This is a genomic window from Arcicella rosea (genome assembly GCF_040543805.1).
Classification (GTDB): Bacteria; Bacteroidota; Bacteroidia; order Cytophagales; family Spirosomataceae; genus Arcicella; species Arcicella rosea.
The window spans coordinates 111,878-125,006 of sequence record NZ_JBEUMS010000006.1 but is presented as its reverse complement, the minus strand read 5'-3'; the positions used below and the strand labels follow the sequence as shown (position 1 = coordinate 125,006).

Below are 13,129 nucleotides of genomic sequence, written 5' to 3'. Positions count from 1 at the left end.
TCACTTGTTAAGAAGAATAAGTGATACAATAAATAAAAACTTTCTCCGAAATACAATCTAATATCGTTTATCACTAATGCTATTATTGCACTGCCAAAAGCTTGAATCTGTATTTACCTGATATTGTAGCCGTAGTTGTTCCTGGCAACTGTTGTCCTTTACAGCTATACTCACCTTCTATCCAGTAGATTCGCTTACCATTTTCAACACCAGCTTTGGTGATAGATTTTATTGTATGCTTGTGAGTTGCCTCAGATGGAGCCAAGCCATAGAAATAATCGGTACCACCAGTGGTTTGAGGCACTTTGACACTTAAGTGCATGGGAATGGCTGTTGCAGTTGGTGTAAAGCTGGAATATGCCAATAGCGGATGAATGCCAGCTTTTACTGTATCTAGGGCTGCTGCAGCACCATAAAAAGCAAAAGTAAATGTTGATTTTGTAGAAGCAGAAGTTGCTACAATCGGCACCACCGAACTGCCACCACTAGTAGCTTCAAACTTAATAGCACTACAATCGACATGCACGGCTGTGCCACTGTTAATCTTATACTCAAAATACGGTTCTTCAGATGTACCAGGAGTAACTGGAGTGATGGTACCAGATGGGTTATCTTCTTTAGCACAACTAACGAAACCCAGCACGAATAGTGCTAACAGTAAAATAGACAGGTTTTTCATATAGAATAATAGAGAAAATTGTACATAATATTACTGCATTTTTCCCTATTAACCATGAAAATAAAAGAATTTTAAGTCTAATTATGTGAGTTTTCCTTTGATTAACCACATTGTTCAAATAACCGACAAGTATTGAAACAACAAGGAAATAGGTTCTTAGAAAAATCAGACAATTCTTTTTTGAATTAAAATCCTATTTTTAAAAAATCCAATATCTCTTGTAGAATAAGTAAATCAACTTTTAATTTTTTTTCAAAGGACGCTTGCTTTATCAATAATTTACTCTACATTTGTAGAGTAAATTATATAAATGTAGAGCAATGCAATTGTCGAAATCAGAAGAGCAATTAATGGAAGTAATCTGGAAACATGAAACTGTCTTCATGAAAGATTTAATTGATAGTTATCCAGACCCAAAACCCGCAACAACAACCATAGCAACCTTATTAAAAAGAATGCAAGACAAAGGTTTTGTAGCTTATAATGTGTTTGGAAACTCCCGACAGTATTACGCTTTAGTGAAAAAGTCCGATTACTTTTCGAAGCATGTAAAAGGAATGATTGAAAACTTTTTCAACAATTCGCCCATGCAATTTGCTTCGTTTTTTACAACATCTACAGATTTGTCATCATCAGAATTAGAAGACCTTAAAAAAATTGTTGAACAAGAAATCAAACGAAAAGAACAATGACAACCTACATCATCAAAATAGTTCTCTGTTCAGCAGTGTTTATTTTTACTTATAAACTACTGCTTGAAAAAGAAAAAATGCACAATTTTAATAGAGGCTACTTATTGTTAAGTCTGCTATTATCATTTGTGATTCCACTAATAACTTTTAATTATTCTACACCTACATTACCCATTTCAGACAATGAAATTCTGCAAACTAATTTTATAAAAGATTATAATACTACTGTTCAAGAAGTATCAGCTATAGAAAAGACAGATTATACTTTTTTAGTGTTGACAATACTTTATGGTTTGATTAGTACTTTTTTCTTTCTACGTTTTATCGTTAATCTTAATAAAATTCTTTCAAAAACCCGCAACACTAAAACGATTCCTTTTAACAATTCCCAAATAGTCTTAAGCGATGAAGCATTGAGTCCTCATAGTTTTTTGAACTATTTGTTTGTCAATAATCAAGAATATGTCAGCGGAGGAATTGAAAAGGAAATCTTATTGCATGAGTGCGCACACATTCAGCAGAGACATTCTTATGATATTCTGTTGATAGAAATATTACAAATAGTTTGTTGGTTTAACCCATTCCTCTTAATGTATAAAAAAGCAGTTCAGCTAAATCATGAATTTTTAGCGGATGAAGCCGTGATAAATACATATCCAAACGTAGCCAGTTATCAGTATCTACTGATTGAAAAAGCCAGTAAAAGTAATACGTATAACCTTTCAAGTTCTTTCAATTATCTCATAACTAAACAACGATTAATCATGATGACTAAATCAAAATCACCTCAAAAGGCTTTATTCAAGCAATTAGTTATTATTCCAGTATTAGCAATAGCAGTATTTGCATTTAGTACAAAATCCTTTTCACAAGAAAAAGCAAGTAGCACTTCAAAAGTCAAACAAATAGCTGTACCTGCTACTCAAGATGGTGTTTCACAAGCATTATTAGATGAGTACGAACAAATTCTTAACAGTAAAAAGAATAAAAAGGGAATTCCTCTCATATATAAGTTTACAGAGGCTGAAAGAAAAAGATTAGAAACTATATTCTTATCGATGAATGAAGAACAACAGGCTAAACAGAGAGTAATATTTAGACCAAGCCTACCACCATCTCCAAAGAGTGTTCCAACACAAGAACAAATCGAAGCTTGGAAGAATGATAAAATTTATGGTATTTGGATTGACGATAAAAGAGTAAGTAACGCTGTATTAAACCAATACAAAAACACTGATTTCTCTTATGAGTCTGTTAGTAAGCTTGAGAAAAATGCTATTAATTATGGTAAACATTATTATCAGATAAGTTTAATGACTCATGCAGGTTATGAAAAATATTATCAAGAAACAATGGCAAGTAAGCATCTGTATCACATGGTTGTATTCATAGATAGTAAACCTCGTAAAATGATTAAAAAGAGTTAATTTTCTGGATTTTAAGAGTAATATGAAAAGCTTTGCTAAGTTTTCAAAATTCAGCAAAGCTTCTTTTTTTCAAAGTTTCAAATCAGCCGATGATTCAAATATTTTTACTTCGATTACTATTTGCCTCTACTTGTTCATCGTTATTTCCTCAGCCCCACCAATCCAAATACATTTCCACACATCATTTACACTAATTTACAATTTATTTACACTTTTTCTGCTTGCATAGAGGGTATTAAAGATAGCTTTGTTACACTAAGTACCAGTTTTGGAAGATAATCTGGAATGGTTGCTCTTTTACTATAAGTAGAAATAATTTAACAAATGACTATAACAACATTCAATCCAATCTTCTCTTTACTGTTAGTATCCATGCTTTTTACATCTTGTAACGGACAAACAAAAAGTAAACGAAAAAATGAAATGGTTGTGGAGCAGCTATCATTTACCAGTAAAAATCCAAAGCTGACCAAAACCCAAGGCACAGACCAATATCAGCAAGTAGGTTGTAGTTTGAAGGATAAATCAGGAAATATTTGGTTTGGTACTACAGGCGAAGGAGTTTATCGCTATGATGGAAAAGTATTTACCCAGTTCACCCAAAAAGACGGTTTGTGTGGGAATGGTATATTTTTCATGATAGAGGATATATCTGGTGACATCTGGTTCGGCTCGAAAGATGCAATATCCCGTTTCGATGGAAAGAAATTTACAAACATATCTATCCCCAACACTATTTCAAGCAGTTTTCTGTATAATAATTCTCTCAATAATAACCCTTCAATAAAAAATGAGCTTTGGAGTATGATGCAGGATAGACGTGGGAAAATTTGGTTAGGCACTACTGACGGTATTTATTGCTTTGATGGAAAAGCCTTTACCCGTTTTTTAGATATTAATATCTTAAATACAAGCAAGGTTAGCCTCAAATGGACACAGTGTATTTTTGAAGACAAATCAGGCAATATTTGGTTTGGGTCTTGGGTACTTGCTAATGAAGGTATTTGCCGTTTCGACGGAAAATCAATAACACAATATAAACCTTATGGAGAAGGATGGGTTCGTTCTATATTGGAGGATAAAAATGGGGATTTGCTGATTGTAACCAGACACAACGGTGTATGTCGTTTTGATGGTCAAAAGTTTAGCAATTTTACAGAAAAAGGAGGAATTCAAAATGGTTCAATTAATTTGGCATTTGAAGATAAAGCGGGTAATCTTTGGTTTGGAACAGAGCTAGGTAGTGGGGAACTCAATGAGGATGGTGGACTTTGGCGCTATGATGGAAAAACCTTTATTCGTTTTACAAGAAAAGATGGTTTGTGCCACAATGGAGTATATTCCATTGTGGAAGATATTAAAGGTAACCTATGGATAGGTACAAGAAATACTACCTTATGTCGTTTCGATGGGAAAACATTTACAACTTTTTCTGAATAAACAAAGACTAATTGAAACGATGGCAACTCCGCTGGTCTAAGTGTTTTTTCACTTAGACCTAAAATAAATGCAGTCTCCGACTGCACCCTAGTCCCACGATAAAATAACAAAGTTCGCTGAACGTTAAAGCATTTATCTTTTTAGATTAAAAACTTTTTCACAAAGCTTCTTCCTTCTCAAAGTCCTAAAGTCTAAAATCTTGAAAATTACATCATTCACAGATTCTTCTTTCAGCCTTCTAAGTGAAAAAATCGTTTAGATTCATTAATCAATGTGATCAATGTAGTCTCTCAAGGTTCAAGTATTTTCTTTTTAGACTAAATTCCTGTTTTATCAAAGCGTCTTAAAGTCCTTAAGTCTAGCGTCTAAAAGCAGTCAAGGATAAGTACTGGCTAATGCTCTCTCTTAAAAAAATAGCTTTTGATAAAGTATTTTCTAAGTTAATTTACTTTAAATCAAAAAGCTGTTTTCTGAAAGAGACGGCTCTAACATTATCCAAATCTTACAATAACATGAATTATAAACACTTGATTTTACTCTTCTTCATTTTTACCAATTTTTATACATTGGGTCAAGTAAAAGCGCCTTCTCCTTATGGACCTGTACCCAGTGAAAACCAAATGAGATGGCAACAAATGGAGTATTATTCCTTTGTCCATTTTTCAGTGAATACTTACACCGATATGTCGTGGGGAAAAGGTGATGAAGACCCAAAAATTTTCAATCCTGATAAATTAGATTGTCGCCAATGGGCAAGAATTTGTAAAGAGGCAGGCATGAAAGGCATTATTATTACCGCAAAACATCATAGTGGCTTTTGCCTTTGGCCATCAAAATACACGGATTATTCAGTAAAGAGTTCACCTTGGAAAAATGGGAAAGGTGACATGGTACGTGAGATGGCTGATGCTTGTAAAGAGTATGGTTTAAAATTGGGTATTTACCTTTCTCCGTGGGATAGAAACCATCCTGACTATGGAAAACCCGAATACATTACTTATTTCAGAAACCAATTACGTGAACTCTTGACCAACTACGGAGAAATCTTTGAAGTTTGGTTTGACGGTGCCAACGGTGGTTCTGGTTATTATGGCGGAGCTAATGAAACACGTAAGATTGACCGCACTACTTACTATGATTGGGAAAATACGTATAAACTTGTTCGTTCTTTACAACCCAATATTGTAATATGGAATGATGGTGGTGATAGAGCAGACCTTCGTTGGGTTGGAACAGAAGCAGGTTATATTGGTGAAACCAATTGGAGTTTATTAAATGACAAAGGTGATGTGCCAGAAAATATGCTTCGTTATGGATTAGAAAATGGAAATACTTGGGTGCCAGGCGAGGTAAATACTTCTATCAGACCCGAATGGTTTTATCACCCTAAAGAAGATAACAAAGTAAAAACCTTACCTCAACTGATGGATACTTATTATAATTCTATCGGTAGAAATGCCACTTTGTTATTAAACTTTCCTATCATGCCGAATGGTTTAATTCATCCTTATGATGAAAAAGCTGCATTAGATTTTGGAAAGGCTGTCAAAGAAGTATTTGCTGTAAACCTTATCAAAGGGGCAAAGGTGGTAGCTTCTAATGTGCGTGGAAACGACCCAAAGTTTGGAGCAAACAAGGCAATTGATGTAAGTAATGAAAGTTATTGGACAACGGATGATAAGGTAAAATCTGCAAGTTTGACCTTCAATTTTGCAAAGCCCATTGCCTTCAATCGCTTTTTGATACAAGAATACATCAAATTAGGACAAAGAGTAAAAGTCTTTACTTTGGAAGCATTCGTCAATAATCAATGGGAAGAAATTGCCAAAGAAACAACGATAGGTTATAAACGTATTCTACGTTTCAAAACGGTTAAAGCCACAAAACTTCGTTTGAACATTACCGATGCCAAGGCTTGTCCACTGATTTCTAATATTGGCATTTATGATGCTCCACAAATATTAGTGCCTCCCGTAGCCATTCGTGAGCGTTCGGGAGATGTACGTATTATCCCAGCAGACTTTGAATCTCAAATATATTATACCTTGGATGGTAGTACACCAACCTTGAAATCGAATCAATATACTGAGCCTATCAAAACGGATGATGGAAAAGTGGTCATTAAATGTATTAGCTACGACCCAAAAAGTAAAAAGACAAGTACTTTGACGGAAGAGAAATTTGATGTTTCTAAAAAAGCTTGGAAAATGGTTGGTATTGAAGATAAGGAGGCAAACAACTTATTAGACGGAAATCCTGATACGCAATGGTATCAAAAAAATACGGTTAAAATGCCCGTTGATTTGGTAATTGATTTAGGTAAAACTCAAAATATTAGCGGTTTCAAATACTTGCCAGACCAAAACTGGTGGGGTTCAGGAATTATCACACATTACAGTTTCTTTGTATCCGAAAATGGTAATGATTGGAAACAAGTAGATGAAGGTGAATTCTCGAATATTAAAAATAATCCTTTGTGGCAAATTAAAACTTTTGCCCCTCAAAAGGCTAGATACATCAAATTGAGAGCTTTACGAAATACCAAAGACGATGACAGCGTTGGCTATGCTGAGATTGATGTTATTACAGAATAGGTGATTATGAATTAGGTTTTTCCACTTAGCAGGCGAATTAATTCGCCTGCTAAGTGGAATTTTATTTTTAGGAAGACCTTCTAAATGATTCTTGAGAGGTATTTTATCTCAATGATGAGTTCAAAAGTGATTTTCCCCTAAGAAAAAAATACCGCATAATAAATTTTTGAAAGAAAATTGTGAATACCAATACAACATTTGTTTTTAATTTGATACATTTAGTAAATGATTTTTGTCTATTTCGACAATTCAAAAAGTAGTATAAAATTTTCAAATTTTAGAGAGTTAGCCGCCATATTTTTCAAACAGAACCAAGTAAAACCTTATGAATTTAAAAGAATTAAAAGAACAAATTTCAATAACTATTGATAATTTAAAAAACCACGGAAAATTTCCAAAAGAAAATAATCTTTATGACTATAAATTGGAACTAAACTTTTATGGTTTAACCGAACCCATTGAAATCTTTATGAGAAATTTTGCAAAAGATATTTTATCTTTTGCAAACTCAAATGGTGGTATTCTTTTAATTGGAATAAAAGAAGATAAAAAAACTGGAATTTTAGAAGATATAGGTTTAGATGTAAAAAATTTTGAACTTCTTAGTCAAATTGACTTGAGTTTAGTTTCTCAACAATTTAATAAAATTGCTAAAGTTGGTATTGATTTAGATTTACAATCATTTCAAACAGGGACAAGAAAATTTTTCTATCTTTTAATTGAAAAGCAAAACCAAATAATAATTCCAATTAATGATTATAAAGATTATAATTTAAAAAAGGGAGAAATAACTTATCGAGTTTCAGGGAAAAACGAAACAGCAAACTCAACTACTCAAGACCTTAACCGATTTATTCAAATAAAGGCAAACGAAAAGAACAAAGAATTTATGGAAATTTGGTCAAAGCTTTTGCCTGAAATGTTTGACATAAATCCAAGAGAAGTTTTAATTCTTAATCCAAAGAACAATACTGTTTACGGCTATAACTCTAAAGAAAACTTACTTTCGAGTAGCGAAATTGATATAGACCAAACTGAAAATGGAATTTTCAACATAATTCTTAATGCTATTTCCGCTGGAGATATTGGGAAAATTTCAAATGATGAAGGAAAACCTATTTATAAAATAGTTGGAGAATTAAAAAGTAAAACACCAAGAGATTTCATATATTTCTCATCTTTATTTGACAAAATAAAAGCTCTCTCAAATTACAATTTATCATCAAATCAATTAAAATGTGTATTTAAATATTTAGATTGGATTTCTGATGAAAAGCTTCCAATTGAAAACCCTGACGAAACAAAAATTAATAATGAGTTTAATCAATATATTTGGGTTGAAATACTTGACAAAACACATAAAATTGTTTTTTCTGAAAATGCAATAAAACCTATTGTCGAAGCTATAAACGACAATAAAAAACATAATGTAATTTTTGAAAAATCTTTGCAGAATAAGACAACTAAACCAAAACAAAAAACTAAGTCAAAATGATATCCTCCCTCGCTAGTCCAAGTATTTTTTCAAAAGACCCACAAATAAACTCTTAAACTGCACATTTCTGCTACTTTCATTAATGACCCAAATTTGTCATTGAGACAAGACAACGGCAAAAGAGACAATCCCTTAAAGTTGCCTTTTGTAGGTACAACAAGCCAAACAGTAAAGCAAGAGTTTTGCTATACAAACAACGGAAAGTATTCTCATCATTGGCTCGTTGCTTTCGCCCGTCTCGTTGGTAACAATACCAACGATGGCTAAATAATCCTCCAGTCCCAAATCACTAATCTCCAATCTCCAATCTTGTTTCTTGCCTCTTGCTTCTTTAGTCTCTTCTAAAGTCCCAAATCCCCAATCCAAAATATTGTCTCTTGCCTCTTTCATCTTTAGTCTTAAAGTCCTAAAATCTTCCAGTCCCAAATCTTGCCTCTTGTCTCTTGCTTCTTTAGTCTTAAAGTCCTAAAATCTTCCAGTCCCAAATCCCAAATCCCCAATCCCAAATCTTGCCTCTTGTCTCTTGCTTCTTTAGTCTCCCCTAAAGTCCTAAAATCCTCCAGTCCTAAAGTCGCCAAATACCGTTTAATAAAAAAGCGATTAAATTTTCCTCCATTTTTTACGTCCCAATCGAATTTTTCTTTATGTTTGATGTATCGCAAAAGTTGGTAGATGCACCTGATATTCGACACCGAAAAACCATCTAAAGCGAAGACCTTTCGTTGCCATTATCATTCAGAAAATTTACGTTCAAGCTTCTTTTTGAGAGAAGAAATTCTTACAAAACGATTGCACCTTTCTGGAGGTATCGCCCCGAAAACAGCATACTCTTATCTATTGCAATTTTAAACCTTTTACATAAAATGAGTAACACAAACAAAATCTCAGCCGTTTTGCCTGAAGCAGACAAAACCGCAACCCTCGCTTTACTTGAACAAGTAAAAACCAAATTGCCTTTTTTGATTAGTACGCCTATTGGGCAAGCTCCTAAACATAAAATGGGACCCAGTAGTGTAGAGTATGTAGGACTTTGCTTGGAAGGAGTTAGAACATATCCGACCAAGATGAGAGCAGATTTTGATGCACCCGAATTTGAACGGGATGTGAATTTGATTAGTCAGCTATGGAGTGTACGCATAGCGGTGGCAGATTTATTAGCAAGAATTGATGATACGATGGACGCTGCGAGTGCTGATGCAATGGTTACTTCTGATAAAGTGTATGAGTTACTAAAAGGAGCAGCCAAAGAAGACGGAGCGATTAATGAGCTTTTAGCCAGAATTGCATTGAGATACAAAAAGCAAAATAAGAAAGATTCAAAACCTTAAATAGTTGTCGGAGTAATCAAATAATCAAAATGGCTAGTGAAGTCAAAAACCACTAGCCATTTTTTGTCTCTGATAGATGAGATGTAAAGTGATTCCTGAGAGATATTTTGTGTCATCGAAGAAATGAAAAGTGATTCCCGAGAGATATTTTGTGTCATCGAAGAGATGTAATGTGATTCCCGAGAGATGTTTTGTGTCATCGAAGAGATGTAATGTGATTCCCGAGAGATGTTTTGTGTCATCGAAGAGATAAAAAGTGATTCCCGAGAGATATTTTGTGTCATCGAAGAGATAAAAAGTGATTCCCGAGAGATGTTTTGTGTCATCGAAGAGATGTAAAGTGATTCCTGAGAGATATTTTGTGTCATCGAAGTAAAAATTAGTTTCAATAAATGAGCGGATGCTCATTTTAAGTTGTAGGAGAGCCTACGACTAGTTGGAGAGGCTTTGACTAAATAGATTTGTTTTGGAGTGTTTTATTAAATCGATTGGAATAAAAAATTGGTTTGTCAAGTCCAATTTCTTACTTTTAGGAAAAACGTTAATAGGTGAATATTAGTTATTTGTGATACTAAGTATGGAAAAAATCTTAATTAATTATCAAAATTTTGATGTAAAAGGAAAGTACTTTTTTTCAGGGGACAAGATAACCTGGTTAAGTGTTGACAAATTGTTTGAATTGCTAGACAAAGAATATAAAAGTACAAACACACCATTTATCTACAGGGGACTTAGCGAAGCAAAATATTTTATCTTCAGTTCATCTCAGAGGGACTACATCAAACAAGAACGATATTTAAACATAAATAATAACGAGCAATTTTCTAATTATGAACAATATATTTTAAATAATATATCAAATCTTAAATTATGGCAAAATGGTTTAGTTGAAAAGTTTTTTAATGCAAATGGTATTTTTGAGGATAATACAATTGCATATTTAAGCTTTATGCAACATTATGGACTTCCAACCCCTTTGATTGATTTTACTCGTAATCCATTTGTTGCACTTTATTTTGCAATATCTAATCATGATGGAACAGTAAAAAATAATAGTAAAAATCTGATTGATGATTTTATTTCCGTTTATAGAGTGTATAAACCGACAATAACTCATGAGCTTTTTCATGATTTTTTTAGGTTCAATAATTTGGACTTAAATAGCATTCCCTATAAAAGTCTATCTAATTCTATCGGTTTATATTTATTTAGTAATGAAGATGGAACTCTGAAATTAAATAATAATGCAAATATTATTAATCAAGAAGGTGTATTTTATTATAATCATCATCCATTTTGCCCATTAGAAGTAAAATATAATTTAATTGCGGATGAGTTTAGAAATGAATTCAATCTAAATGATAAAATAAAATGTCAAATACCAAGGAAAATAGGATTTTGTATGAATATATACAAGAAATTAATTCCAGAAATTAGAAAAAAACTTGACAAAATGGGAATCAATAAAGAATATTTATTTCCAGACTTTACGAAAATTCCCAAAAAATTATAAAGACTAAAGCTCCCCGCTGGTCTAAGTGTTTTTTCACTTAGACCCACAAATAAATGCAGTCTCTGACTGCACTCACACACAAAGCGTCACTTGTACTCAAATAGAATATTTCTTTTGAAAAGAAATAATTTTAAAGTCCAAGCCACAGGCTTGAACCAGTAAGTGCCTTATTCCTATCAATTGAATTGTTTAGAGGAAGTACTGAAGGAGATTTAGGAAGTGATTTGATAGATTCCAAGGATTAGCATTAATTTCTATAAGAAAAATAAGAAAACTCTATAATTTAAACATTAAAAATCATGAACAAAAAACATTTACTATCTGTCTTTTTTGTGTTGCTATTCAGTTGTAAAAAAGATGAAGACACTGCAAATCCCCAAACACCTAATTGTTATGTTACATCAGTTAAAGATGAATCTAAAGGTATAACTGCAACTATAAATTATGATAAACAAAAAAAGATTTCTGGTATAATTAGAAAGCAAGGGACATTTCAATTAGAGAAAGATACAGTCATTTATTCGGGCAATAAAATAACAGTGAATTCAACTCCCTATAACTATTCTGAATATGTGAAATCTACTTGGACTTTAAATAATGCTTCACAGGTTGCCAATTTATCTACATTTGATGTTTATAGTAAAGAGTCGAGGAGCTACAGTTTTGAATATAACAGCGAAGGGTATTTGATTAAATTCATATCAGGTGTTTTTCAGTATGACGTAACTTACGATTCAGGAAATCCTATAAAAATTACATCTAAAAGAACAGATTTTATTAATACGCCAGAATTAAGTTATGAGATGGAATATTATGCAGATAAACTTAATTTGGAGCAACCTAATTTTCAAAAATCACCTATAGTGTTCAATTTTCTTGATGAACGTAACTTTGGTTTTTTCTCTAGTGATATTTGGTTTATTTATAATTTGGGAAAAAGATCAAAAAATCTCATAAAAACTCTTAAAAGGTACAATTCAGGTGGGAATTTAGGTTCAACTTTTAATTTTACTTATGAATTTGATGGTGATAAATTGAAAAGAAGGTTAATGACTGGGACATCATCTAATAATTCAACATTTACATATAAATGTGAGTAAATAATTTTAGTTTTTTCCCCCGTTGGTCTAAGTGCTTTTCACTTAGACCAACCAATAAAATGCTTATCAGACTGTGTACATATTGCCGAATTGATAATGATGTTTTTAACGTAGTAATGTAAAATGAATGCAAAAAAGAAATTATCAGAAATGACTGTGGATGAGCTTTATGCTGAAAAAAGAAGGTTGGATGACACAATTCCTTCTACCAAAAACACTAAATACACGTTAATCAGCATTGGCTTACTGGTAACCACCATTCTATTACTCGTTTATGCCATGAAAGATAGTTTTAGCTACATCTTAACAGGGATAATTCTTTGGTTGATTTATTCATTTATAAAGAGAATTAATGCTGGCAATGAAATTATTAAAGAAATAAAATCACGTCAGTAAATATATTGGTCTCGTTGATGGTAAATAATTTTTGCAAATTTCTGACAGCTTATAAAAGTTTGGTTGCCCGTGGACAGTTTTTTGCAACATCGGACGTTCTCAAAATTTAATTTTATTACCCACGGACAGTATTTTCAAAACATTAGATGATTATAAAATAGTAAAAACGTAAAAAAATGAAGGATAAAATAGGTTTTAATATTGGTTTTGCCATCATAGCATTCCCAATAGGCTTGGGATTGCTTAGAGAATTTGATTTTCACAATTTTGTATTTAGAAATCCAGCATTAGGTTTTATTTACCTCACAACATTTATTTTCAGTTTATTTATGACATTTAAGAAAAAAAAGGACGAAACTGAAAAATAAACACTGACACCTGCTGGTGTGAATGTTTTTTCACCTAGACCAACCCCAAAAATGCTTCTCAGACTGCACTCAGAAGCAAAGCGTCACTTGTACTTAT

General features: G+C 32.6%; 13 protein-coding genes. 10 read left to right on the top strand and 3 right to left on the bottom strand.

Going from position 1 to position 13,129, the window contains the following annotated elements; translation table 11 throughout:
- Positions 1 to 82: 82 nt before the first annotated feature.
- Complete coding sequence (locus ABID42_RS09445; protein WP_367283454.1) at positions 83 to 526, bottom strand: hypothetical protein; 444 nt, start codon at positions 524 to 526, stop codon at positions 83 to 85.
- A 473-nt stretch (positions 527 to 999) separates the two neighbouring features.
- Between ABID42_RS09445 and ABID42_RS09440 the strand changes: the two genes are divergently transcribed.
- The 5 genes from ABID42_RS09440 (at position 1,000) to ABID42_RS09420 (ending at position 8,327) form a co-directional block, all read left to right on the top strand.
- The gene (locus ABID42_RS09440) at positions 1,000 to 1,371 is read left to right on the top strand and encodes a BlaI/MecI/CopY family transcriptional regulator (RefSeq protein WP_367283453.1); all 372 of its coding nucleotides are present in this window, start codon (positions 1,000 to 1,002) and stop codon (positions 1,369 to 1,371) included.
- Positions 1,368 to 2,798 carry a M56 family metallopeptidase gene (locus ABID42_RS09435; protein ID WP_367283452.1) on the top strand — a complete coding sequence of 477 codons (1,431 nt, stop codon included), beginning with the start codon at positions 1,368 to 1,370 and terminating at the stop codon, positions 2,796 to 2,798. The genes ABID42_RS09440 and ABID42_RS09435 overlap by 4 nt, the downstream gene beginning before the upstream one ends.
- Before the next feature lie 324 nt (positions 2,799 to 3,122).
- A complete protein-coding gene (locus tag ABID42_RS09430; RefSeq protein ID WP_367283451.1) occupies positions 3,123 to 4,238 on the top strand; it encodes a ligand-binding sensor domain-containing protein in 1,116 nt (371 codons plus the stop codon).
- A gap of 635 nt (positions 4,239 to 4,873) precedes the next feature.
- On the top strand, positions 4,874 to 6,832 hold the full coding sequence (locus tag ABID42_RS09425) for an alpha-L-fucosidase (protein ID WP_367283608.1): 1,959 nt from the start codon (positions 4,874 to 4,876) through the stop codon (positions 6,830 to 6,832).
- A gap of 325 nt (positions 6,833 to 7,157) precedes the next feature.
- The gene (locus ABID42_RS09420; protein WP_367283450.1) at positions 7,158 to 8,327 is read left to right on the top strand and encodes an ATP-binding protein; all 1,170 of its coding nucleotides are present in this window, start codon (positions 7,158 to 7,160) and stop codon (positions 8,325 to 8,327) included.
- A gap of 132 nt (positions 8,328 to 8,459) precedes the next feature.
- Here the strand turns inward: ABID42_RS09420 and ABID42_RS09415 are convergent, their stop codons facing one another.
- Entirely contained in the window at positions 8,460 to 8,717 is a 258-nt protein-coding gene (locus ABID42_RS09415; RefSeq protein ID WP_367283449.1) for a hypothetical protein, read from the bottom strand.
- 8 nt (positions 8,718 to 8,725) lie between these two features.
- Positions 8,726 to 8,989 (bottom strand): hypothetical protein, encoded by a 264-nt coding sequence (locus ABID42_RS09410; protein WP_367283448.1) that lies wholly within the window; start codon positions 8,987 to 8,989, stop codon positions 8,726 to 8,728.
- Positions 8,990 to 9,190: 201 nt separating this feature from the next.
- On the opposite strand from ABID42_RS09410, the gene ABID42_RS09405 reads away from it, so the two are divergent.
- The 5 genes from ABID42_RS09405 to ABID42_RS09385 all read left to right on the top strand — a co-directional run bounded on the left by ABID42_RS09405 (position 9,191) and on the right by ABID42_RS09385 (position 13,032).
- On the top strand, positions 9,191 to 9,655 hold the full coding sequence (locus tag ABID42_RS09405; protein ID WP_367283447.1) for a hypothetical protein: 465 nt from the start codon (positions 9,191 to 9,193) through the stop codon (positions 9,653 to 9,655).
- 577 nt (positions 9,656 to 10,232) lie between these two features.
- Positions 10,233 to 11,168, top strand: a complete 936-nt coding sequence (locus ABID42_RS09400; protein WP_367283446.1) for an FRG domain-containing protein — start codon at positions 10,233 to 10,235, stop codon at positions 11,166 to 11,168.
- A 299-nt stretch (positions 11,169 to 11,467) separates the two neighbouring features.
- Positions 11,468 to 12,268, top strand: a complete 801-nt coding sequence (locus tag ABID42_RS09395) for a DUF4595 domain-containing protein (RefSeq protein ID WP_367283445.1) — start codon at positions 11,468 to 11,470, stop codon at positions 12,266 to 12,268.
- Between the two features lie 123 nt (positions 12,269 to 12,391).
- A complete protein-coding gene (locus ABID42_RS09390; protein ID WP_367283444.1) occupies positions 12,392 to 12,664 on the top strand; it encodes a hypothetical protein in 273 nt (90 codons plus the stop codon).
- A 176-nt stretch (positions 12,665 to 12,840) separates the two neighbouring features.
- Positions 12,841 to 13,032 (top strand): hypothetical protein, encoded by a 192-nt coding sequence (locus ABID42_RS09385; protein ID WP_367283443.1) that lies wholly within the window; start codon positions 12,841 to 12,843, stop codon positions 13,030 to 13,032.
- The last annotated feature ends 97 nt before the right edge of the window (positions 13,033 to 13,129 follow it).

Bases quoted from the DNA above. Each gene is read 5' to 3' on its own strand.
- ABID42_RS09430 (WP_367283451.1), top strand. From the start codon at position 3,123: ATGACTATAACAACATTCAATCCAATCTTCTCTTTACTGTTAGTATCC.
- ABID42_RS09440 (WP_367283453.1), top strand. From the start codon at position 1,000: ATGCAATTGTCGAAATCAGAAGAGCAATTAATGGAAGTAATCTGGAAA.
- ABID42_RS09400 (WP_367283446.1), top strand. From the start codon at position 10,233: ATGGAAAAAATCTTAATTAATTATCAAAATTTTGATGTAAAAGGAAAG.
- ABID42_RS09395 (WP_367283445.1), top strand. From the start codon at position 11,468: ATGAACAAAAAACATTTACTATCTGTCTTTTTTGTGTTGCTATTCAGT.
- ABID42_RS09390 (WP_367283444.1), top strand. From the start codon at position 12,392: ATGAATGCAAAAAAGAAATTATCAGAAATGACTGTGGATGAGCTTTAT.
- ABID42_RS09385 (WP_367283443.1), top strand. From the start codon at position 12,841: ATGAAGGATAAAATAGGTTTTAATATTGGTTTTGCCATCATAGCATTC.
- ABID42_RS09415 (WP_367283449.1), bottom strand. From the start codon at position 8,717: ATGAAAGAGGCAAGAGACAATATTTTGGATTGGGGATTTGGGACTTTA.
- ABID42_RS09425 (WP_367283608.1), top strand. From the start codon at position 4,874: ATGGAGTATTATTCCTTTGTCCATTTTTCAGTGAATACTTACACCGAT.
- ABID42_RS09435 (WP_367283452.1), top strand. From the start codon at position 1,368: ATGACAACCTACATCATCAAAATAGTTCTCTGTTCAGCAGTGTTTATT.
- ABID42_RS09420 (WP_367283450.1), top strand. From the start codon at position 7,158: ATGAATTTAAAAGAATTAAAAGAACAAATTTCAATAACTATTGATAAT.
- ABID42_RS09405 (WP_367283447.1), top strand. From the start codon at position 9,191: ATGAGTAACACAAACAAAATCTCAGCCGTTTTGCCTGAAGCAGACAAA.